Annotated in this window: 18 protein-coding genes and 4 tRNA genes; all 22 read right to left on the bottom strand. The window is 34.0% G+C overall.

Annotation, left to right across the window (positions count from 1 at the left end):
* The coding region (locus tag ACYU7A_RS06235) for a YDG domain-containing protein (protein WP_460575043.1) at positions 1-5,721 on the bottom strand (5,721 nt) is incomplete at its 3' end.
* 189 nt (positions 5,722-5,910) lie between these two features.
* On the bottom strand, positions 5,911-6,225 hold the full coding sequence (locus ACYU7A_RS06240; protein ID WP_298303737.1) for a DUF3467 domain-containing protein: 315 nt from the start codon (positions 6,223-6,225) through the stop codon (positions 5,911-5,913).
* A 2-nt stretch (positions 6,226-6,227) separates the two neighbouring features.
* Positions 6,228-10,544: a DNA-directed RNA polymerase subunit beta' gene (gene rpoC, locus ACYU7A_RS06245; RefSeq protein WP_396147964.1), complete on the bottom strand. Its 4,317-nt coding sequence runs from the start codon at positions 10,542-10,544 to the stop codon at positions 6,228-6,230.
* A gap of 241 nt (positions 10,545-10,785) precedes the next feature.
* Entirely contained in the window at positions 10,786-14,598 is a 3,813-nt protein-coding gene (gene rpoB / locus ACYU7A_RS06250; RefSeq protein WP_344815210.1) for a DNA-directed RNA polymerase subunit beta, read from the bottom strand.
* Between the two features lie 247 nt (positions 14,599-14,845).
* Entirely contained in the window at positions 14,846-15,217 is a 372-nt protein-coding gene (rplL, locus tag ACYU7A_RS06255; protein ID WP_333601479.1) for a 50S ribosomal protein L7/L12, read from the bottom strand.
* 54 nt (positions 15,218-15,271) lie between these two features.
* The gene (gene rplJ, locus ACYU7A_RS06260) at positions 15,272-15,772 is read right to left on the bottom strand and encodes a 50S ribosomal protein L10 (RefSeq protein WP_344815211.1); all 501 of its coding nucleotides are present in this window, start codon (positions 15,770-15,772) and stop codon (positions 15,272-15,274) included.
* Between the two features lie 22 nt (positions 15,773-15,794).
* Positions 15,795-16,484, bottom strand: coding sequence for a 50S ribosomal protein L1 (gene rplA, locus ACYU7A_RS06265; RefSeq protein WP_344815212.1), 690 nt, complete (start codon positions 16,482-16,484; stop codon positions 15,795-15,797).
* Positions 16,485-16,492: 8 nt separating this feature from the next.
* Positions 16,493-16,933 (bottom strand): 50S ribosomal protein L11, encoded by a 441-nt coding sequence (rplK, locus tag ACYU7A_RS06270; RefSeq protein WP_344815213.1) that lies wholly within the window; start codon positions 16,931-16,933, stop codon positions 16,493-16,495.
* Positions 16,934-16,999: 66 nt separating this feature from the next.
* Positions 17,000-17,551 (bottom strand): transcription termination/antitermination protein NusG, encoded by a 552-nt coding sequence (nusG, locus tag ACYU7A_RS06275; protein WP_344815214.1) that lies wholly within the window; start codon positions 17,549-17,551, stop codon positions 17,000-17,002.
* 10 nt (positions 17,552-17,561) lie between these two features.
* A complete protein-coding gene (gene secE / locus ACYU7A_RS06280; protein WP_298305976.1) occupies positions 17,562-17,759 on the bottom strand; it encodes a preprotein translocase subunit SecE in 198 nt (65 codons plus the stop codon).
* 21 nt (positions 17,760-17,780) lie between these two features.
* Positions 17,781-17,851: transfer RNA gene (locus ACYU7A_RS06285), tRNA-Trp, on the bottom strand.
* A gap of 57 nt (positions 17,852-17,908) precedes the next feature.
* Positions 17,909-19,096, bottom strand: a complete 1,188-nt coding sequence (gene tuf, locus ACYU7A_RS06290; protein WP_298120327.1) for an elongation factor Tu — start codon at positions 19,094-19,096, stop codon at positions 17,909-17,911.
* A gap of 58 nt (positions 19,097-19,154) precedes the next feature.
* Positions 19,155-19,226, bottom strand: a tRNA-Thr gene (locus ACYU7A_RS06295).
* Between the two features lie 41 nt (positions 19,227-19,267).
* Positions 19,268-19,349, bottom strand: a tRNA-Tyr gene (locus tag ACYU7A_RS06300).
* A gap of 28 nt (positions 19,350-19,377) precedes the next feature.
* Positions 19,378-19,451 (bottom strand) — tRNA-Thr (locus ACYU7A_RS06305).
* A 90-nt stretch (positions 19,452-19,541) separates the two neighbouring features.
* Complete coding sequence (hpf, locus tag ACYU7A_RS06310; RefSeq protein ID WP_345090237.1) at positions 19,542-19,844, bottom strand: ribosome hibernation-promoting factor, HPF/YfiA family; 303 nt, start codon at positions 19,842-19,844, stop codon at positions 19,542-19,544.
* Between the two features lie 31 nt (positions 19,845-19,875).
* Positions 19,876-20,769 carry a tyrosine-type recombinase/integrase gene (locus tag ACYU7A_RS06315; RefSeq protein ID WP_460575049.1) on the bottom strand — a complete coding sequence of 298 codons (894 nt, stop codon included), beginning with the start codon at positions 20,767-20,769 and terminating at the stop codon, positions 19,876-19,878.
* Between the two features lie 92 nt (positions 20,770-20,861).
* Complete coding sequence (rpsU, locus tag ACYU7A_RS06320; protein ID WP_298303504.1) at positions 20,862-21,056, bottom strand: 30S ribosomal protein S21; 195 nt, start codon at positions 21,054-21,056, stop codon at positions 20,862-20,864.
* Between the two features lie 331 nt (positions 21,057-21,387).
* A complete protein-coding gene (locus ACYU7A_RS06325; RefSeq protein ID WP_396147146.1) occupies positions 21,388-22,560 on the bottom strand; it encodes an acyl-CoA dehydrogenase family protein in 1,173 nt (390 codons plus the stop codon).
* Between the two features lie 35 nt (positions 22,561-22,595).
* Complete coding sequence (locus ACYU7A_RS06330) at positions 22,596-23,492, bottom strand: helix-hairpin-helix domain-containing protein (protein WP_460575051.1); 897 nt, start codon at positions 23,490-23,492, stop codon at positions 22,596-22,598.
* Between the two features lie 3 nt (positions 23,493-23,495).
* Positions 23,496-23,717, bottom strand: coding sequence for a PspC domain-containing protein (locus tag ACYU7A_RS06335; protein ID WP_298303510.1), 222 nt, complete (start codon positions 23,715-23,717; stop codon positions 23,496-23,498).
* A 1-nt stretch (position 23,718) separates the two neighbouring features.
* Positions 23,719-24,987, bottom strand: a complete 1,269-nt coding sequence (locus ACYU7A_RS06340; protein ID WP_460575407.1) for a DUF2851 family protein — start codon at positions 24,985-24,987, stop codon at positions 23,719-23,721.
* Positions 24,988-25,087 lie beyond the last annotated feature (100 nt).

The raw sequence follows: 25,087 nt of genomic DNA on the forward strand, positions 1-25,087 counted from the left end.
ATTGTTTAATGTAAATCTGTTGTATTGGTTGTCGTAGAATGTATCATAATCAACTCCGTTGTAAACTCTAAATCGGTATGTTGTTGCTGATGGAACAGCATCTGCAATAATTAATTCTGAGTTACTTGTTACTTGATAGTTATTACATTGAACCGTTCTTACTTGTGTAGTAGGATGAGCTGGTGTATTGATATCACATGGTGTACCATAAGGTAAGAAGGTACCATCAGTATTTCTTAACGAAACTTCTACTCTATAAGTACTAGCATACAAGATTCCTGATAATTGCGTCATGTTAAACTTATTACCTGCTTGTGTAGTTTCTTGTGGTAATCCTGTTGGATTTCCTGCAATTACTCTTGTAACTCTAAATCTATAAGCAGTAACATTAGAAACTGCTCCTGCAGTAATCCATTGGTTCATAGCTGTTAATGTACTTCCACATTGTACTCCAATTGTTGAAACCGGATTTGGAGTGTTTAAGTAACATGGTGCTCCAAAGAAAGGTTGCCATACATTGTTGAATCGTACTGCAATCTCAAACATATATCTTGAGTTGTAAGTCGTTCCTGGAACGTTGGCCAATGAAATATTGTTTACTGGTCTGTCAATGATAACTGGTGCAGCAATTGGAGCATTTGTATTCATATCCACTTTAGTGATTTTGAATCTGTATCCTTGAGCAAAATTTGTCCAATTTGCTGTAATAGTTGAGTACCAGCCTGCAAGAGTTGTACCACATGTTCCTGCTGGCAATGAACCAACAATTGGTGTACAACCACCTGGAAGACCTACATTATCAATAACTCCATTACAATCGTTGTCGATTCCGTCGTAACATACATCAACTGCTCCTGGATTGATAGCCGCATTTGCATCGTTACAATCTGTTCCTAAGGTTACATAACCCGGGAAAGGAACACAAGATTGAAAAGTTGGAGCTAGTGGATCGCCATAACCATCACCATCATTATCAACATAATAAGTTAAATTTGGCAACAAAGTTATTACAGCAGAACCACTATTTCCAGTTCCTGTTAACGCTAAGCTATCTGTAACTGACACTATAGTATAAGTTGAAGTAGTTAATGGTGAAACAATAATATTTGTTCCACTAATATAATTAGTTTCTGTAAATACAGTAGTTCCATCAGTATATTCAATTGTAAAAGGACTTGTTCCTCCTGTTAACGTTACCGAAATGGCAGCGCTATCACCATCACAAATAGATGTAGTTCCAGAGATAACAGATGCTGTTGGACCTGTTAATTCAGCTGTAGTACCGTACAGAATTACATTATTTTGACTAACTCCGGTATCAAATCCTCCTGTTCCACCTGTATTAGTTCCGCCAAAACCATAAAGTCTAAACGTTGTTGGAGTTGAAACATTTACTAATGATGTAATAGAAATAGTTCTAAATACTGAAGTACTAGCCGTTAAATTATTTAAAGTTCCTAAATCTGAAGCGAATCCGTCAGCTGATGATCTTAAAGTAACTGATCTTGGACCTGTACCTGAAAAATCCCATAAAAATGAAAATGATGTCGCTGTAAAAGTATATCCTGAATTGGGTGTTACAACAAATTGTACATAATCATTACCTGCAATAGCTTCCGTTAAAGTACTTCCAGCAGCTGTATTACCAGTATTAAACCAACCTGAACCACCGAAACGATTTGGATTACCTGCAGCCGTAATTGTACCTTGAGTTAAATTTGCAGCAGTAACATTTACATTATTATATACACTTGGTTCTGTTGTTTCAGTCCCTGCATTTCCAAAAGTATTCCATTGCAATAATGCAGGAGGAGTAATATTAGCAATAAGACCTGTTGGCTGAGTTAAAGAGTAATTTCCTGAACTTGCTCCACCTAATGTTGATGTTGAAGTTACAGCAACTCCATTAGCTACAGCAGAAGATGCGAAAGTTCCTGTTCCAATTAATGTAACAACATCACCAGAAATAACTCCTGTTAAAGCACCTGTTATTGTTGCATTAGTATTTCCGTCAAAAGGTTTGTTCTGAGCAATTGCTCCAGTTAGTGTAAGTGACTTTGGAGTAATATTTGCTGACAATCCTGTTGGAAGTGTTAGTGTATATTTTGCAATATCTGCTCCACTTAAAGTTTGTGTAGAAGTAACAGAAATACCATTAGCAACATCAACAGAGGCAAATGTACCAGTATTAGAAACGGTAATATCATCTGCACCTACAACACCCACCAAAGTATAACCTGAAATTATTGTATTATTTAATTTATTATAAACTTTATTATCCGCAATAGCTCCACTCAAAGTAAGTTCTTTAGCTAAAATAGTGTAATTAAGAGTTGCTATACCTGTTCCTCCTCCATTTGTAGCAGAAATAGTAACTGTATACAATCCAGGCAATCCTGTTGGTGTTCCAGTAATTTCACCATTAGAAGTATTTACAGATAATCCTGCAGGTAAACCAGTAGCATTAAAACTTGATGGCGACTCTGAAGCAGTTATTGTGTATGTTGCAGCCGAAACACCATATGTAGCTGAAGCAGTTAAAACACTTGAGATTACTGGTGAAGGTTCATTAGTAATATCAGCTACTAAAGAAGGCTGAGTAAGGTAATAGTTAGCAGAACCTGCTCCACTAATTGAGTATCCAGTTACTGAAACAGCAACTGCATTTGCAACAGCAGAACTTGCGAAAGTTCCAACCGGTGTTCCATCTAAAGAAACCACATCGCCATTGATTACACCAACTAAAGAACCTGAACCTGATAAAGTCGCAGCTGTATTTCCATCAAAAACTTTATTATTTGCTGATAGTCCAGTCACTGTTAATTCCTTAGCAGAAACCGTACTTGAAACAGTTGCTACATTTACAGAAGTGGCATTAGAACTAGACAATACAATATCTCCAGAATAAGGAGAATTAATAACTGATGCTGTAGCGCTTAAACGCACATAAACTGGTGTTGAAGAAATTGTTCCAGCGGCACCAACAGTAACAGTTGAACCAAAACCAGAACCTGATGATAATGAAACTTCATATCCAGCAGGAGGTGTTACCAAAATTCCAGCTTGCATGTAAGTTCCAGAAACAGAGAAAGAAGTTTCTGAAGATGGTGTTCCGTATACAGTTGATAGTGCAGATAAAGTTCCTGAAGCAGCAATAGCTGGCGGTGGAGCTAACTCTGTATAACCATTTAAAACCACATTATTTTGAGAAGAAGCACAGTCAAAACCACCAGTTCCACCAGTAGAAGTATATCCATACAATCTAAAAGTAGTAGCACTTGACAAACCTGACAAACCTGAAATATTTATTGTTCTAAATGTTGTTGTACTTGCACCTGCAGTTGATAATCCAGTAATTACACCTAAATCGGATGTAAAACCATCAGCTGAAGATCTTAGTGCAACACTAGAAGGACCTGTAGAAGATCTATCCCAAATAAAAACAAATGAAGTTGGAGTAAACATATAACCCAATGTAGGTGTAGCAGTAAATTGAATATATTTATCAGTAGTTACTGCCGGAACTGTTCCCCAAGTTCCACCAAAACGACTTCCGTTACCTGCAGGTACAACAGTACTACCGGTGTAATTTAAATCAGAAGATAACATATTAGCATCATTAGTAGCACTTGGCTCAGTAGTTTCGTTACCTGTATTTGTAAAGGTATTCCATTGTAATAAAGGAACTGATGGCACAGTAATATTTGCAGTCAAACCTGTTGGCTGAGTCAAAGAATAGTTTCCAGAATTTGCACCTCCAATTGTAGAAGTTGAAGTAACAGCAATTCCAGTTCCAATTGCTGAACTAGCAAATGTACCTGATAAAGTTAAAGTTACTGCATCTGGAGCAATCACTCCATTTAATGTACCTGTTATGATAGCTGTTGTATTTCCGTCAAAACCTTTGTTTTGAGCAGCTGCACCAGAAATAGTTACTTCTTTAGCTGTAATATCTGCTGCTAATCCAGTAGGTAAAGTCAAAATATACTTTCCTGCATCCAAACCACTTAATGTTTGAGTTGAAGTAACTGAGACACCATTTGAAACATTAATAGTTGCAAATGTTCCAGTATTAGAAACAGATACATTATCACTTCCAAAAACACCTACTAAAGTAGATCCTGAAATTGTAGCAACATTAGTTCTATCATAAATTTTATTATCAGCAATAGCACCAGAAATTGTCAATTCTTTGGCTATAATTGTATAAACTAATGTTTGACTATCTCCTGCACCAGCACCATTAGATGCTGAAATCAAAACATTATAAGCACCAGGTACAACAGTTGGAGTACCTGAAATTTCACCGTTTGAAGTGTTTAAAGTCAATCCATTTGGCAAACCAGAAGCACTGTAACTTGTTGGAGATTCAGAAGCAGTAATTGTATAAATCGAAGCAACAGTTCCATATACAGAGCTAAAAATTAATCCACTAGTAATTGAAGGAGTTGGATTAGATGTAATTGATATAGAACCATCAGCAGCTGAAAAAACATAATTAGATGCTGTAAGTAATGACACATTTGGAGAAATTGTAACGCCAGCTGTAGCAGCTGGAGTAGTATCTGTATAAGAAGTTGTATAAGAAACCGAACCTCCAATAACGGAAGCATTTTCACTATTTACAAATCCTGAAGAAGCATAAGTACCAGCAGCAATAACTGTTGCTACAGGAGTTCCAAAAGCAACATTTTGATTATTTGCTGTGATAGTAATCGTAGCTGGAGAAACAATGTTTCCGGTTGATGCTGTTGTAATATTTACAGAAGTTGCTCCTGTACTTGAAAGAACAATATTTTGAGAATTATAAGAACCAGAAACAGGAGCATCAGCTTTTAATCTAATTCTTAAAGTACCACTTGCACTTCCAGAAATTTGTGGAAAAGAAGTTATAGCACCATAGGTGGTTCCGTCATTAGAAACTTCAAAACCAGCTGGAGCTGTTGCAACTAAATTTGCAGATAAATCAGCTCCTGAAACTGCAAAAGATTGAACTGTAGAAGCTGTTCCATATGTTGTTGTAAAAGCAGTTGCAGTTGCAGCACCTGTAATAATAGGTGTAGTAGTTGCTACTAGAGTTCCATTAAAAATTAAATTACCTTGAAGACCTCCAGTACCAGCATTAGTCTCTGCACCATAAGCATAAAATCTGAAAGTAATCGTTGAAATACCTGTATTTGAAACACTCACTACATTTCCTGTGTAACCACTATTCGCATCTGGCGATTCTAATACATTAGATACGTTTGTTAAACTAGCACCAGTTGTTGTTACAGGTATTAACGAAGCATAAGTATCTAAACTTGTTCTCCATTGAAACCTTCTCGGACCTTCTCCACTTCTACCAACTCCAAATTGAATTGATGGATTTGAAATTGTATACCCTGCGCTAGCAGTAATACTAAATTCGTAGTATTTACCTAAATCAACATTTCCGCCAATTGCTCCACCATTTACTGAACCAGTTGGCCAATTTGTTGCTCTAGAATTTCCACTACTACTTGATGTGGATACTGAAACTTTAACCAAAGGATTAACTGTTAAGTTAGTAATAGCAGTCCCATTATATGGCAAACTACTAACATTTCCTACAGTACCGGCAAAACTATATGTTCCACTAAAAGCTTGTCCAACAGCATTTGTTGAAAAAAATAGTAATAATAATGCTAAGCTCCAAAAGAGCGGTCGCATTGAATTAATAACTTGTAAATGTTTTTTCATAAAATTATGATTTTTTTTGATTTTGAAGTACAAAGTTAAAAACTAAACCTCTCAAAACGTATGTTTTATGTTAGCTTTTTGTTAACATTTATCAACAATCACGTTTATCGATTAAATAGGTTTTTAATCGGTTTTATAATAGAAAACACATAAAAAAAACTCCTCAATTTCTTGAGGAGTTTTAATTTATTAAGCTTGTCCTGTTGGACCAAAGTTTAAAGGAATTGGCGGTTGTTCGGAATCTTTTATTTCGCCATGAGCCACTTCAAATCGGTGAATGTTTTCTCCCAGTGCTTTAAGAAACCTTTTAGCATGTTGAGGAGTTAAAATAATTCTCGATTTTACTTTTGATTTTGGAACACCTGGCATGATGGTCACAAAATCTAAAACAAACTCTGATGGAGAATGATTTATAATTGCTAGATTAGAATAAATTCCTTCAGCAACTTTTTCATCAAGCTCAATGTTTATTTGTCCCGGTTGTGGTTGATTGTTATCACTCATGATTAATAAATATATTCTTCTTTATTCGCCATTAACTCATTGTAATCCTCTTTAGATCCAACTATGATGTGATCGTAATCTCTCATACCTGTACCAGCTGGAATTCTGTGTCCAACGATTACATTTTCTTTCAATCCTTCTAAAGTATCTACTTTACCAGCAACAGCTGCTTCATTTAATACTTTTGTAGTTTCCTGGAACGATGCTGCAGAAATGAATGATTTAGTTTGAAGCGAAGCTCTTGTAATACCTTGTAATACAGGAGTTGCAGTAGCAGTAATAACATCACGAGCTACAACTAAATTTTTATCATTACGTTTCAATAATGAATTTTCATCTCTTAATTCACGCGGAGAAATGATTTGACCTGGTTTAAGATTTTCAGAATCACCTGCATCTTCAACCACTTTCATTCCGTATAATTTATCATTTTCAACGATAAAATCACTTGTATGAATTAATTGCTCTTCTAAGAATAAAGTATCTCCTGGATCTTCAACTCTTACTTTACGCATCATTTGACGAATTACAACCTCAAAGTGTTTATCATTGATTTTTACACCTTGAAGACGGTAAACTTCTTGAATTTCGTTAACCAAGTACTGTTGAACAGCAGATGGACCTTGAATTCTTAAAATATCATCTGGAGTAATTGCGCCATCAGATAAAGGAACTCCAGCTTTTACGAAGTCATTTTCTTGAACAAGAATTTGACTAGATAATTTTACTAGATATTTCTTAACCTCACCAAATTTAGATTCGATGATGATTTCACGATTACCTCTTTTAATTTTTCCAAAAGAAACAACACCATCAATTTCTGAAACTACAGCAGGATTAGAAGGATTACGAGCTTCTAACAACTCTGTAATTCTTGGTAAACCTCCAGTAATATCACCAGCTTTAGAAGAACGACGAGGAATTTTCACAAGGATTTTACCTGCTTTAATTTTCTCTCCATCTTCTACCATAAGGTGAGCTCCAACTGGTAAGTTGTAAGAACGAATAAGCTCTCCATCTTTACCGTAAACCAATAATGTTGGAATTAATTTTTTGTTTCTTCCTTCAGAAATTACTTTTTCTTGGAAACCTGTTTGCTCATCGATTTCAACTTGGAATGATTGTCCTTGTTCTAAATCTTCATAAGCAATTTTTCCTGTAAATTCAGAAACGATTACACCATTATATGGATCCCATTTACAAATTGCAGCTCCTTTTTCAACTACGTCACCATCTTTTACACTGATAACAGAACCATAAGGAATGTAATGAGTACTTAAAAGGATTCCAGTTTTAACATCAATTAATTTTAATTCTGTTGAACGAGAAACTACGATATCTACTTTGTTTCCATCAGCATCTTCACCAACAACAGTTTTTAAATCTTCAATTTCTAGTTTTCCACCAAATCTTGCAATTACGCTAGACTCTTCAGAAACTCCACCAGCAACTCCACCAACGTGGAAAGTACGAAGTGTTAACTGTGTTCCTGGCTCACCAATTGACTGTGCAGCGATAACACCAACAGCTTCACCTTTTTGAGTCATTTTTCCAGTTGCTAAGTTTCTTCCGTAACATTTAGCACAAATACCTTTTTTAGCTTCACAAACTAAAGGAGAACGTACTTCCACTTTTTCAATTGGAGATTCTTCAATAATTTTAACGATTGCTTCAGTAATTTGTTCACCTGCGTGGATAACAATATCAGAAGTTAAAGGATTGATTACATCTTGCAATGCAACACGTCCTAAAATTCTTTCTCCTAATGTTTCAACAATTTCTTCATTTTTCTTTAAAGCAGAAACTTCAATTCCTCTTAAAGTACCACAATCTACAGAGTTTACAATAACATCTTGAGAAACGTCATGTAATCTACGAGTAAGGTAACCAGCATCGGCAGTTTTAAGAGCAGTATCTGCAAGACCTTTACGCGCACCGTGAGTAGAAATAAAGTACTCAAGGATAGAAAGACCTTCTTTAAAGTTAGAAAGAATTGGATTTTCAATAATTTCACCACCACCAGCAGTAGATTTTTTAGGCTTAGCCATCAAACCACGCATACCAGTTAACTGACGAATTTGCTCTTTAGATCCACGCGCTCCAGAGTCAAGCATCATATATACAGAGTTGAAACCTTGTTGGTCTTCTCTAATATTTTTCATTGCTAATTCTGTTAATTGAGCATTTGCAGAAGTCCAAATATCAATAACCTGATTGTAACGTTCGTTATTTGTGATAAGTCCCATGTTATAGTTCATAGAAATACCTTCTACTTGAACACGAGCATCAGCAATTAATTTAGTTTTTTGTTCAGGAATTCTAATATCACCTAATGAGAATGACAATCCACCTTTAAAGGCAAATTTATAACCCATATCTTTCATGTTATCAAGGAAAGCAGCCGTTGTAGGAACATCTGTTACTGCAAGGATTTTTCCAATAATATCACGTAAAGATTTTTTAGTTAATACTTCATTTATGTATCCTGCAGCTGGAGGAACTACTTCGTTGAAAAGTACTCTACCTGCAGTTGTTTGAATAACTTTGTAAACTAACTCTCCATTTTCATTAAAATCTTTAGCACGTACTTTCACACGAGCATTCAATTCTAATCTACCTTCATTCAAAGCAATATTTACTTCTTCTGCAGAGTAGAAAGTTAAATCTTGACCTAAAATTACGTGTCCTTCAGTAGTCAATCTTTCTTTGGTCATATAATAAAGACCAAGAACCATGTCTTGAGAAGGTACAGTAATTGGAGCACCATTCGCTGGATTCAAGATATTGTGAGAAGCCAACATTAATAATTGTGCCTCTAAAATAGCTTCTGGTCCAAGTGGCAAGTGAACCGCCATCTGGTCACCATCAAAATCCGCGTTGAACGCCGTACATACTAATGGGTGTAATTGGATAGCTTTTCCTTCAATTAATTTTGGTTGGAAAGCTTGAATACCAAGTCTGTGTAAGGTAGGAGCACGATTCAGTAATACTGGATGTCCTTTAATTACATTTTCTAAGATATCCCAAACTACTGGCTCTTTTTTGTCAATTATTTTCTTAGCCGACTTAACTGTTTTAACAATTCCTCTTTCGATTAACTTACGAATAACGAATGGTTTGTATAGTTCAGCAGCCATATCTTTAGGAAGACCACATTCGAACAATTTCATTTCTGGTCCAACAACAATTACCGAACGAGCAGAATAATCCACACGTTTTCCAAGTAAGTTTTGACGGAAACGACCTTGTTTACCTTTTAATGAGTCTGATAAAGATTTTAATGGTCTATTTGATTCTGTTTTAACAGCAGAAGCTTTACGAGTGTTATCAAATAATGAATCTACTGATTCTTGTAACATACGTTTTTCGTTTCTTAAGATAACTTCTGGAGCTTTTATTTCCATTAATCTTTTCAAACGGTTGTTTCTGATGATAACTCTACGGTACAAGTCATTCAAATCTGAAGTTGCGAAACGACCACCATCAAGTGGCACCAATGGACGCAATTCTGGTGGAATAACTGGTACAACTTTAAGAATCATCCATTCTGGACGGTTCTCTCTGTTTAAGTTAGAGTCACGGAAAGATTCAACAACTTGTAATCTTTTTAATGCTTCTGTTTTTCTTTGTTTAGAAGTTTCATTATTTGCACTATGTCTTAGCTCGTAAGAAAGTGCATCTAAATCAGTTCTTGCTAATAAATCCATGATACATTCTGCTCCCATTTTGGCAACAAATTTATTAGGATCAAAATCGTCAAGATATTGGTTTTCCATTGGAAGTGTATCTAAAATATTTAGGTACTCTTCTTCTGTTAAAAAGTCAAGACGTTGTAAAGCATCACCTTCTGCATTTTTAGCAATACCTGCTTGGATTACTACATATCTTTCGTAGTAGATAATCATATCTAATTTCTTAGATGGAAGTCCAAGGATATAACCAATTTTATTTGGAAGTGAACGGAAATACCAAATGTGAGCAATAGGCACAACAAGGTTGATGTGTCCTACTCTATCGCGACGTACTTTTTTCTCAGTTACTTCAACACCACAACGGTCACATACGATTCCTTTGTAGCGAATTCTTTTATATTTTCCACAAGCACACTCAAAATCCTTTACTGGACCGAAAATTCTTTCACAGAATAGACCATCGCGTTCTGGTTTGTGAGTTCTATAATTAATAGTTTCTGGTTTCAAAACCTCACCACGAGACTCTGCCAAAATTGATTCTGGAGAAGCTAATCCAATAGTAATTTTATTGAATCTTTTAATTGTGGTTTGCTTGTTGTCTTTGTTATTATTTCTATTATTCATCATAGTTTTTACTATTGATTTACTACATTAATTGAACTTAGATTTATGATTTTTGTTTTCCTAAAAAAACTTAACCATTAAGTTACTACCTCGAATTACTTCTCTAAACCTCAAATCTAAAATTTGGAGGTGCTAGTTATAAATAAAAATCTATAAAAAATCGGAACGGTTTACGGGTATAAATCTTTAAAAACTTATTATAAATGCAAATATAGAGACGTGATAAATCACGTCTCTATTATAATTATTCTTCTAATCTAATGTCTAATCCAAGACCTTTCAATTCATGCATTAATACATTGAATGATTCTGGTAATCCTGGTTCTGGCATAGTTTCACCCTTAACGATTGCTTCGTAAGTTTTAGCTCTACCAATTACGTCATCCGATTTAACAGTTAAGATTTCTCTTAAAGTACTTGAAGCACCATAAGCCTCAAGAGCCCAAACCTCCATCTCTCCAAAACGTTGACCTCCAAATTGAGCTTTACCTCCAAGTGGTTGTTGCGTGATAAGTGAGTATGGTCCGATAGAACGAGCGTGCATTTTATCGTCAACCATGTGTCCAAGTTTCAACATATAGATAACTCCAACTGTTGCTGCTTGGTGGAAACGTTCTCCTGTTCCTCCGTCATATAAATAAGTATGACCAAATCTTGGGATTCCTGCTTCGTCTGTTAATTCATTGATTTGATCTAAAGTTGCACCATCAAAGATTGGAGTTGCATATTTACGACCTAATTTTTGACCTGCCCATCCAAGAACAGTTTCATAAATCTGACCAATGTTCATACGAGAAGGTACACCAAGTGGATTCAATACGATATCAACTGGAGTTCCATCTTCAAGGAAAGGCATATCTTCATGACGTACGATACGAGCAACAATACCTTTGTTACCGTGACGTCCTGCCATTTTATCCCCAACTTTTAATTTACGTTTTTTAGCGATATAAACTTTCGCTAATTTCAAGATTCCAGCTGGTAATTCATCTCCAACAGTAATAGTGAATTTTTCTCTACGCAAAGCTCCTTGTAAATCGTTTAACTTGATTTTGTAGTTGTGAATCAAATCATTAACCAATCGGTTAGTATCATCATCAGCAACCCATTGTCCTTTTGTTAAGTGAGCGAAATCCTCAACAGATTGAAGCATTTTTTTAGAATATTTTTTACCTTTTGGTAAAACTTCTTCTCCTAAATCGTTCATAACACCTTGCGATGTTTTTCCGTCAACAATAACAAAAAGTTTTTCGATTAATCTGTCTTTTAAATCAACAAATTTAGTTTCGAATTCCATTTCTAAAGCAGTCAAATCGTCTTTGTCTTTTGTACGCTTACGTTTGTCTTTTACTGCTCTTGCGAATAATTTTTTGTCTAAAACTACACCGTGTAATGATGGAGAAGCTTTTAATGAAGCATCTTTCACATCACCAGCTTTATCACCGAAGATAGCTCTTAAAAGTTTTTCTTCTGGAGTTGGGTCTGATTCTCCTTTTGGTGTAATTTTTCCGATTAAGATGTCGCCAGGTTTAACTTCAGCTCCAATTCTAATCATTCCATTTTCATCCAAATCTTTAGTAGCTTCTTCAGAAACGTTAGGAATATCATTAGTCAACTCTTCGTTACCTAATTTTGTATCTCTAACTTCTAATGAATAATCATCTACGTGAATAGAAGTAAAAATATCATCACGAACCACTTTTTCAGAGATTACAATCGCATCCTCAAAGTTGTAACCTTTCCATGGCATAAATGCTACTTTAAGGTTTCTACCGATAGCTAATTCTCCGTTTTGAGTGGCATATCCTTCACAAAGTACTTGACCTAATTGAACTCTATCACCTTTTCTTACGATTGGTTTCAAGTTAATAGAAGTACTTTGATTCGTTTTTCTAAATTTGATTAATTGGTATGTTTTTTCATCTGGGTCAAAACTTACCATTCTTTCTTCTTCAGTTCTGTCGTATTTGATAGTAATCATATTAGCATCAACATACTCAACAGTTCCGTTTCCTTCAGCATTAATCAATACTCTTGAATCAGAAGCAACTTGTCTTTCAAGACCTGTTCCAACGATTGGAGCTTCTGGACGTAATAATGGAACGGCTTGACGCATCATGTTTGATCCCATCAACGCACGGTTCGCATCATCATGCTCCAAGAAAGGAATTAATGAAGCTGAAATAGAAGCAATCTGATTTGGTGCAACGTCAGTGTAATGAATTTCAGTTGGTTTTACAACTGGGAAATCACCTTCTTCACGAGCAATAACTGTATCAGCAGTGATAGCTCCTTTAGCATCCATTTCGATGTTTGCTTGAGCAATCATTTTACCTTCTTCTTCTTCTGCGCTTAAATATGTAGGTGTAGATTCTAAATCAACAACTCCATTTGTAACCTTACGGTAAGGAGTTTCGATGAATCCCATTCCATTAACTTTCGCATAAACACCTAGAGATGAAATCAATCCAATGTTTGGTCCCTCAGGAGTTTCAATTGGACAAAGTCTTCCGTAGTGAGTATAGTGAACGTCACGAACCTCGAAACCAGCTCTTTCTCTAGAAAGTCCGCCTGGTCCAAGTGCTGATAATCTTCTTTTGTGTGTAATCTCGGCTAATGGATTGGTTTGATCCATAAATTGAGATAACTGGTTAGTACCAAAGAAAGAGTTGATAACCGATGATAATGTTTTGGCATTAATCAAATCAATTGGTGTAAACACCTCGTTATCTCTAACGTTCATTCTCTCACGAATAGTTCTAGCCATACGAGCTAAACCAACACCAAATTGTTGAGAAAGTTGTTCTCCAACTGTTCTTACACGACGGTTTGATAAGTGATCAATATCATCAATATCTGCTTTCGCATTGATTAATTCGATCAAATATTTAATGATAGTGATTATATCTTCTTTAGTTAAAACTTGTTTTTCCATTGGAATATCAAGGTTTAACTTTTTGTTCATTCTATAACGACCTACTTCACCTAAGTTATAACGTTGGTCAGAGAAGAACAATTTATCAATAATACCACGAGCTGTTTCCTCATCAGGCGGTTCAGCGTTACGTAATTGTCTATATATGTGTTCAACAGCCTCTTTTTCAGAGTTTGTTGGATCTTTTTGTAATGTGTTGTGGATGATTGCATAATCAACTTGATTATTTTCTTCCTTGTGTAACAAGATTACTTTCACATCAGCATCAAGAATTTCTTCTACATTATCTTTATCTAATATAGTATCTCTATCTAATATAATTTCGTTACGCTCAATAGAAACAACCTCTCCAGTATCCTCGTCCACGAAATCTTCGTGCCAAGTATTCAATACTCTCGCTGCTAATTTTCTACCAACATATTTTTTAAGACCAGTTTTTGAAACTTTGATTTCTTCTGCAAGATCAAATATCTCAAGAATGTCTTTATCTCTTTCAAATCCGATAGCACGTAAAAGAGTAGTAACAGGTAATTTTTTCTTTCTATCAATGTACGCGTACATTACGTTATTGATATCAGTTGCAAATTCTATCCAAGAACCTTTAAAAGGAATTACTCTGGCAGAATACAATTTAGTGCCATTTGCATGGAATGATTGACCAAAGAAAACTCCTGGAGAACGGTGTAATTGCGAAACTACAACACGCTCAGCACCATTTATAACAAATGTTCCGCTAGGCGTCATATAAGGAATCGTACCTAAATAAACGTCTTGAACTATAGTTTCGAAATCCTCATGTTCAGGATCAGTACAATATAATTTAAGGCGTGCTTTAAGAGGTACACTGTACGTTAAACCTCTTTCGATACACTCTTGAATAGTGTAACGTGGTGGATCAACAAAGTAATCAAGGAATTCTAATACAAATTGGTTTCTTGTATCAGTAATTGGAAAATTTTCCATGAAGGTATTGTATAAACCTTCGTTGCCTCTTTCGTCAGATTTGGTTTCCAATTGGAAAAAATCTTGAAACGATTTAACCTGAACATCTAGAAAATCTGGATATTGAGGAATGTTTTTAGTAGAGGCAAAATTCAATCTTTCAGTCTGATTTGTTATCATCAATGGACAAAATTTTGATTAAAAAAAAGTAATTGTTTTGTGTAATGTATACTTTCTTTTATTATCAATACATCTTAAAAATAAACCAGTATCTGTAAATTTTCTTCTTCGTATTGACTAAAAGCTTTTTCGTATTTAAACTCTTTTAAGATAACTTTTAGAGTATAATTTTATTATACGAAAAATGGTTTAGGCCATTGAGTGGTTAAACTCAAGACCTAAACCTTGTTCTAAAACTATGTTAGAGTTATTTTAACTCAACAACAGCTCCAGCTTCTTCTAAAGATTTTTTCAAACCTTCAGCTTCAGCTTTAGTAACTCCTTCTTTAATATTAGCTGGAGCACCATCTACCATATCTTTAGCTTCTTTCAATCCTAAACCAGTTAATTCTTTAACCGCTTTAACAACTGCTAATTTAGAAGCACCTGCGTCTTTTAATACTACAGTGAATTCTGTTTGCTCTTCAGCAGCACCAGCATCTCCACCACCAGCAGCAACTACTACAGCTGCAGCAGCTGGTTCGATACCATACTCATCTTTTAAAATTGTAGCTAAATCGTTAACTTCTTTTACAGTTAAGTTAACTAATTGTTCTGCGAATTGTTTCAAATCTGCCATTTTTTCTATCGTTTAAAATGTTTTTAATTCTATTTTTGTTTACTTGTGCGCTAATTATTCAGCTGCCTCACCTTTTTGCTCTGCATTATTTAATAAAGCAGAAATGATGCGTTTAGCTGGAGATTGAAGTAATCCAATGATTTCTCCAATAACTTCTTCTTTAGATTTAAGTGAAGCTAAACTATCTAAAAGATTTTCTCCAATATATATTTCATTATTGATGAAAGCTCCTTTAAATTGTGGCTTATCTGATTTTTTTCTAAAGTCTTTAATTATTTTTGCTGGTGCGTTAGCAACATCAGAAATAAAGATTGATGAATTTCCTTTAAGAACTGAAGGTAAATCTCCATATTCCTTATCAGAAGCTTCCATAGCTTTTTCTAATAGAGTGTTTTTAACAACTTCTAATTTAATTCCAGCTTTAAAACAAGCTCTTCTTAAATTTGAAGTAGTGTCTGCATCTAATCCTGAAGTATCAGCAATATATACTATGTTTGCTTCAGCCAACTTTGCAGTTAAATCTTCTATCGCGATTGATTTTTCTTCTCTAGTCATAATAAAATTTGTTAACTACCAATTATACGGCTTTAGGATCTAAAGCTATAGCAGGACTCATTGTACTTGACAAGTGAATAGACTTGATGTAAGTACCTTTAGCTGCAGTTGGTTTTAATTTAAGTAATGTTTGAATAATTTCATGAGCGTTATCTACAATTTTATCAGCTTCGAAAGAAATTCTTCCAATACCTGCATGTACGATACCTGTTTTATCAACTTTAAAATCGATTTTACCAGCTTTTACTTCCGCAACAGCTTTACCAATTTCCATAGTTACAGTTCCTGTTTTAGGGTTCGGCATTAAACCTCTTGGACCTAAAACACGCCCTAATGGACCTAATTTACCCATGATAGCTGGCATAGTGATGATAACATCAACATCTGTCCAACCATCTTTAATTTTTTGAAGGTAATCGTCTAAACCTACATAGTCAGCACCAGCTGCTTTAGCTTCTGCTTCTTTATCTGGAGTTACTAAAGCTAATACTTTAGTATCTTTACCAGTTCCATGAGGAAGAGTTACAACACCTCTTACCATTTGATTTGCTTTTCTAGGATCAACTCCAAGCTTAACAGCAATATCTACAGACTCATCAAATTTTGCTGAAGCAACAACTTTCAATAAAGATGAAGCATCTTTAAGAGAATAAAGTTTGTTTTTTTCAATTTTTGAAGCAGCCTCTTTTTGTTTTTTTGTCAATTTTGCCATTTCTTACCTTATTTTAGAGGAGAATCTCCAGTTACAGTTATACCCATAGATCTAGCTGTTCCAGCAATCATGCTCATCGCTTTTTCAATTGTGAAAGCATTTAAATCAACCATCTTGTCTTCAGCAATAGCCTTAATTTGATCCCAAGTTACATTTGCAACTTTTTTTCTATTAGGCTGGCCTGAACCAGATTTCAATTTAGCAGCATCCAATAATTGAATAGCAGCAGGTGGAGTTTTTACAACAAAATCAAACGATTTGTCTTTATACACAGTAATTTGTACTGGTAAAACTTTGCCAGGTTGATCTTGAGTTCTAGCATTAAATTGCTTACAGAACTCCATGATGTTAACCCCAGCAGCTCCCAAAGCAGGTCCAACCGGTGGCGACGGGTTCGCAGCACCTCCCTTAACTTGTAGTTTAACTACTTTACTAATTTCTTTAGCCATTTCTTAAAAATTTTACATCTCTCAATTGGAAGCGATTGATGCGGTTTAATATATATGTAACAAAAATTATACTTTTTCAACTTGCATAAAACTCAATTCAAGAGGTGTTCTTCTTCCGAAAATTTTCACCATAACTTCAAGTTTACGCTTTTCTTCATTGATTTTCTCAATAGTTCCATTAAAACCATTGAAAGGCCCATCAATAACCTTAATTGTTTCATTAATTTTGAACGGAATAGATTGTGTATCAACATTAACAGCCAATTCATCAACCTTACCTAACATTCTGTTTACTTCTGACAATCTCAATGGAACTGGATCACCTCCTTTTACCTCTCCCAAAAATCCAATTACTCCTGTAATTGACTTAATAATGTGAGGTATTTCACCTGTAAGATTTGCTTCAATCATTACATAGCCAGGGAAATAAACTTTATCTTTAGAAATCTTTTTTCCATCACGAACTTGAACAACTTTTTCAGTAGGAACAAGAACTTGTGAAATATAATCACTCATTCCAAGTCTGCTAATCTCAGTTTCAATATAGGCTTTTACCTTATTTTCCTGACCACTTACAGCTCTTACTACGTACCATTTTTTCACACTATTATCAGCCATGGTAAAAATATTAACCTTTTATCAATTTGAAAAAACCTTCAATAGCTCTTGAACAAAGTTCATCAACTCCCCATGTAGCCAAAGCAAATAGAATTGAAAAAAGAGCAACAATAATAGTTAATCTTTGCACTTCAGCCCATTCTGGCCAAGTTACATTTGACTTCAACTCTTCAAATGCTTCTGAAAAATAATTTAATACTTTTGACATAATAATGTATTTATTTTTTTGCACGGGCGGAGGGATTCGAACCCCCATCAACGGTTTTGGAGACCGCTATTCTACCCTTGAACTACGCCCGTTTCATTAAAAACCAGTGTCGTCAAAAAAACGACACTGGCTCTTTATTTATTTTGAAATTATTCTACGATTTCAGTTACTTGACCAGCACCAACTGTTCTACCACCTTCACGGATAGCAAAACGTAAACCTACGTTCATTGCAATTGGGCTTAATAAAGCTACATCAATAGTTAAGTTATCACCTGGCATTACCATCTCTACACCTGCTGGTAAAGAAATAACTCCTGTTACGTCAGTTGTACGAACGTAGAACTGTGGACGGTAGTTATTGTGGAATGGTGTGTGACGACCACCTTCTTCTTTTTTCAAGATATAAACCTCAGCTTTAAATTTAGCGTGTGGTTTTACAGATCCTGGCTTAACAATAACCATTCCTCTTTTGATATCTTCTTTAGCAACACCTCTTAACAAGATACCTGCGTTATCTCCAGCCTCACCTCTATCAAGGATTTGACGGAACATTTCGATACCTGTAATAGTTGAAGTTAATTTTTCAGCACCCATACCGATGATTTCAACTGGATCTCCTGTATTACAAACTCCTGTTTCGATACGACCTGTAGCAACAGTTCCACGACCAGTAATTGTAAATACATCCTCAACTGGCATCAAGAATGGTTTTTCAGTATCACGGATTGGCTCTTCAATCCAATTATCAACCGCTTCCATTAATTCAATAATTTTTGGAACCCAGTTTGGATCATTATTTAATCCTCCTAAAGCTGAACCTTGAACTACAGGACCATTATCTCCATCATATTCGTAGAAAGATAATAAATCTCTGATTTCCATTTCAACTAATTCTAGTAATTCCGCGTCATCAACCATATCCACTTTATTCATGAATACAACAATTCTTGGAATACCTACTTGACGTCCTAAAAGGATGTGCTCACGTGTTTGTGGCATTGGTCCGTCTGTAGCAGCAACTACTAAGATAGCACCATCCATTTGCGCAGCTCCTGTAACCATGTTCTTAACGTAATCCGCGTGACCTGGACAGTCAACGTGTGCGTAGTGACGGTTAGCAGTTTCATATTCTACGTGAGACGTATTAATAGTAATACCTCTTTCTTTTTCTTCAGGTGCATTATCAATTTGATCAAATGATTTTGCTTGACAGTAACCAGCATCAGATAATACTTTCGTGATTGCTGCTGTTAAAGTTGTTTTACCGTGATCCACGTGTCCGATCGTACCAATATTTAAGTGTGGTTTCGAACGGTTAAAGGTTTCTTTTGCCATTTTACTTAATTTTTAATCTTAGTTATATATTTATTAGTGTTCAAATTTTCAATTTTTGAGCCAACTACGGGAATTGAACCCGTGACCTCTTCCTTACCAAGGAAGCACTCTACCCCTGAGCTAAGTCGGCAGAGTTTTTTTTATTCATTCAAGCAAAAACTCTTGAATTTGTGGGGAGAGCAGGATTCGAACCTGCGAAGACGTAGTCAGCAGATTTACAGTCTGCCCTCGTTGGCCGCTTGAGTATCTCCCCAAACCATTATTATTCAATACCTTAAAAGAGCCGGCGGAGGGACTCGAACCCACGACCTGCTGATTACAAATCAGCTGCTCTAGCCAACTGAGCTACGCTGGCAATATCAATAAAAAAAGTCCGCTATTTCTAACGGACTGCAAATGTAGGCATTTTATTTTTTAATCAAAATATTTTTTATAAAAATTTTAATTAAATATGAGTTCTAATTTTTTCTTTTCTTTTTACCAATAATCGTTCTAAAGATTCTGCTGATAATTCAACGGCTTCTTCAAAAGTTTTGCATTGTTTTTTTACTAAAAAATCATCTCCTGGAACGTGAATTTTTACTTCGACAATTTTATTTTCTTTATCACTTGTATTTTCAACTTTCAAAAAAACATCTGAAGAAACAATTTTATCATAATACTTTTCCAATTTATCCATTCTTAGTTGAATAAAATCTATTAGCTTTCTATCAACTGTAAAATTTACTGCATTTACATTTACCTTCATAATTTTTAAAATTAATGGTTACACTTTTAATTTATTTTTGATTCCTTGGATGCGAATTCCCATACACTTTTTTCAACTCTGCTAAACTATTATGAGTATATACTTGAGTAGAAGCCAAACTTGAATGACCTAATAACTCTTTTACAGAATTTAAATCTGCTCCATTGTTTAACATATGAGTTGCAAATGTATGACGTAATATATGCGGACTCCTTTTTACCTTCTCGGAAACATTACTAAAGTAATAATTTATTAATCGATATACAAACGAATCATTTAATTTAACTCCTTTTAACATTAAAAAAAAATGTTCCTCATCTTTAATCACCTCAATTTTAGTTCTTTCTAATAAATAACTTCTGATTTGTTTCGATATAATTGGCAAAATTGGAAGAATTCTTTCTTTGTTTCTTTTCCCTAATACTTTTAGTGTATTGTTCGATAAATCAACATTTTGCATTTTTAAATCGATTAGCTCTACTCTTCTTATGCCTGTTGTGTAAAAAAGATCAATTATCAATTTATCTCTAATTCCGTCAAATCCTTCAGGATAAGTAAGCTGATTTAGAACTTGGTCAAGTTCTTTTTCGGAGAATGGAATTTGAATTTTTTTTGGTGTTTTTAATGATTTATGTTTTAAAAGTGGACTGTTCTCTATTTGCTTTGTTTTTAATAAAAACTTGTAGAATGATTTTAAGGAAGAAATTTTTCTGTTTACCGAACTATTAGAAATATCATTATCGACCATTGATACTATCCAGCTTCTAATCATACTGTAATTTACATCTTCTAGTTTTTCGGTATCAAAATTTTCTATTAAAAATTCTTTAAAAAAAACCAAATCATTTACATAAGCATTGACTGTATGTAAAGAATAATTCTTTTCTAGTTGAAGATAGTCTTGAAATGCTTTTAAGTTATTCATTAATGATTAGGGATTTGAAAAATAAAAAACCGCTAGTAACAAAGTTATGAAACTTTATTGACTAGCGGTTGTATTTTTATTCTATAAATTAATTAACTTTCTAATGAGTCTCTTAAGTTTTGAATATACGCTGCTTTTTGAACTTGTGCTCTTTTAACAACAGAAGGTTTTATGAAAGCTTGACGTGCACGTAACTGACGAACAGTACCTGTTTTATCAAATTTTCTTTTATAGCGCTTTAATGCTCTATCGATATTTTCTCCGTCTTTAATTGGTATAATTAACATAATCTAGACACCTCCTCTCATTTAGTGGTGCAAAAGTAGTATTATTTTTGATATCTGAAATAGAATTGTGTATTTTTTTTAGCCCAGATAGAAACGGTTATCCTTTTTTGATAAAATTGTAGTTTTTCATATATGTAAAATTTATTTGTTAGCGGTCATATATGGTATCGCCTTTTTATTTATTGGTGTTTGCAAGCAAACTCGTGTTTATGGCGATTTCTTATAAAAAAAGAGCGACCAACGGAAGCTCCTTTTTTTATATATAGAAAAACACAATTTTATTAAAAAGATAATAGTGTATAGCTGGATTAGCTACTAAACTTAATAATTACTATTTCTTTTCTGCTGGTTTATAATTTTGGTTATCAATAATCATTTTGGACAAAATTTCTTTCAAAATTTCAGATGTTCCTCCACCTATTGGTCCAAGACGACTGTCTCTTAACAATCTTGCCATAGGATATTCTTCCATATAGCCATAACCGCCTAACATTTGAAGACAACTGTAAATGGTTTCATCGGCAACTTTTGTAGATTTAAGTTTTGCCATTGTAGCTTCTTTTACTACATATTCACCTTGATTTAATCTTGCTACTGCAGCATAATTGAAAATTTTGCAATGTTCAACATCTGTCGCATGCTCTACCATAGTGTGACGTAATGCTTGAAATTTATTGATTTTTGTACCGAACGCTTCACGCTCTGACATGTATTTTATAGTGTAATCAATTGCGTATTCTGCTCTTGCGTGTGCATTGATTGCCATAATTAATCGTTCTAGTGCAAAGTGCTCCATAATATATGGAAAGCCTTTACCTTCTAATCCCATTAAATTTTCGGCTGGAATTTCGACATTATCGAATGCTATTTCGGCAGTATCGGAAGCTCTCCATCCTAATTTATCAAGTTTTGAAGCAGAAATTCCGTTTAGATTGGTATCCACTAAAAATATACTTATTCCTTTATTTCCTAATTCTGGGCTTGTTTTGGCAGCAACTACGTAATAATCTGCATAAACTCCGTTAGTAATAAAGGTTTTTGAACCATTAATTACATATTTATCACCTTTTTTGATAGCTGTAGTTCTCATTCCAGCAACATCGCTACCGCCAAAAGGTTCTGTTATACATAATGCACCAATTTTATCACCTGAAATACTTGGAGCTAAATAGTCTTGTTTAATTCGCTCGTCTCCTTCTGCGTTTAAGTGCGTCATAGCTAAATAAGCATGTGCCCACATAGCAGCTGCAAAACCTGAAGATTTTATTTTTTGAAGTTCTTCTAGAAAAATTACGGTATAGAACAAATCTAAGTTTAAACCTCCGTATGCTTCTGGATAATTGATTCCGAAGAAACCCATTTCACCGAATTTTTTCCAGATAAAGCGTTCTATCGTTCCTGTTTTTTCCCATTTTTCAATATGAGGTACTACTTCTTTTTGCAAAAAATCTTGCAAACTCTTCCTAAATAGTTCGTGTTCTTCTGTGAAATATGTTGAATTCATATTGATAAGCAATTTTAAAAAAATGTTGATTTATTTTAGAATTCCAAATATAAGGCAATTATTTTTATTTTATCAACAGGAAAAGCTTTAATATTTGTTAAATCCTCAATTTTTAAATCGCCATTCATACTTCTATAAGTCACAATATTTTTAGAAATAGGATATTTAAAGTATGGAAACTGACCTAATTCCTTGATTGAAGCATTATTAATATTGATTTTCTTGGGTTTTGGATTGACAACTTTGAAACTTTGATTGAGTTTTTCAATAACTTCTGGAGATAATCCCCAAACATCATTCATTTGTTCCATAGAAACAAACTGGCCAAACAATTCTTTTTGTTTTAAAATTCTGTCTGAAATGGCTTCACCAATTCCATAAACTTTCATCAAATCCTCTTTAGTTGCTGAGTTGATATCGAGAACGACTATCTTTTTTTCTTTCTTTTCGTATTTGTCTTTAGAATAGTCTACCCAACCGTTACTTCCATTTTGATTGGAATTCTTTTTGTTTACCCAATCTGGAAATTTGAAATAAGGTGAAATTGCATTTAGAAGTGAATCGGAAATTCCAGTAACTTTTTGAAATTCTTCAGGTGAGTTAGCAAACTTACCTTGTTTCCTGAAAGCTAATAAACGATCTATTTGCTCAACAGACATCCCTAATTTGTGTCCTTTAAAATCAGTTATGAAGTTTGGATTAAACGGATAGATTTTATAAGTTGACTGTGGCTTTTCAGACTTTAAAGAATCAATATTACTTTGTAAAGAAAGCCAATTCTGTTTTTCTGGAGTACTTTTATCATCATTTGAAAAATCTAAAAAATAGCTTCCTAATTGCAATCCTATGATTATAATGAATAGCAATAGAATTCCTTTTCGTTGGTCTTTCGAAAAATGGAATAATGATTTTATGTAATTGTTGTTTTCCAAAATTTATAAATCAAAAACTGACGTTCGTTTTGCTCTAACTAAATCTTTCAGTTTAATCCAAAATGCTAAAGTTAGATAAAATCCGAAACCTAAACCAACGGTTACAAAAGAAATGTATATAAAAAACAAGCGCACATTGGTAGCTCTCATTCCAAGTTTATCAGCTAAACGAGAAGAAACGTGAAATCCGTGTTTTTCAAAAAAATAGCGTATGTTGGTTATCATCTTAATTCTTTAATAGTTCTAAACCTATGGAACATTGCAAACACTTTTTATGATTACAATATTCATTTTTCAATTGCAAAAGAGATTGCGTTTGAAATGCATTTGTAGATTTAATTCCAAAAGTAGTAAACTTTTCAATAATTGTGTTTTTCTCAGGTAGAATATTTGACAACAAATCAATTAAAAATTCAGAATTATCTTTTCCTTGACTGTTTGCAAATGCAAATTGAATTGGGATAATTGTATTTGTAATCAATAAATCTATAAAAGATTTAGATAATGCTTTTTCTTTTTTGGGGCTTTGTTTATCAAAATTATAATGCGTTTTCCAATAATCGCTTACTGCAATATTGAAAATTTGATAAATCTCTTGAATTGTTTTTGCTTCAATTATCTTAGAAAATAAATTTCTTTGTTGATGATAAAGCATCGCTAATTGAGCCAAACGAATGGTTGGAAAATTATCTGGTCTGTGTTTGAAAAACTGAACTGGTGCAATCGCTGGTTTTTCTAATTTATATTTTAATGCAATATAATCAAACCAAGATTTTAGTTCTTTTGCATAATTATCTTCTGCATTTATTGGAATCATATCGGCTTGACCGAAAAGTAAGGCTTCCAAATATTTTACTTCTAAAGCTTCTTTTCTAATGATAGGAAACGTGATTGACTTGGCTACTTTAAAAAACATTTCACCATTGGTATTCAAACCAAAATTCTTAGCCAACATACAAAACAAAACTGCTTCCCAATCGTTTTCAGTTTCTTGTAACAATTGTTGAATTGGGCTAGATTTTCTTTCTAATCTTTCAAAAAACAATCGTTCTTGCCAGTTGGAGAAAACAAAACTTGGAACTTTATCAATTTGATTTTCGCAATAAATCCATGATTTTTGAGCTGTGAGTTCATGGTATTTATTTAATTCTTCTTTGGAGACATATTTTTTTAGTTCCAAAACAGGGATTTCAGAATTGTCTTTTCTAAATATTGGCGTGTCATTTTCCCAAACAACGTGTAGAATTACATTATTATAATTATCATCTTTTTCGTGATGATGCACATACCAATCGGAGGATTTTAAATGAATTTCAATATTTCCAGCCCATTTTTGATTATCAATTACTACTTGAGCATTGAAAAAATCTGGTCCTGATTGTTGAATGTATTGTCCGAAGTTTATTAAGGTGATAACTTCTCCGTTTGTGGTTTTTAAATTGGTAAAATCCAATTTCTTGTACAACCAAATGTAGTGTAGAAAATCTTCTTTCATAAAATAGTATCTGTATGGCTTTGAAGGCACTAAAGTACTTTTTTGATTTGAATTACACAAATTTCGGAAAATTAAATTTGTAAACATATATTTGTAAAAC

The sequence above is a fragment of the Flavobacterium koreense genome (genome assembly GCF_054776075.1).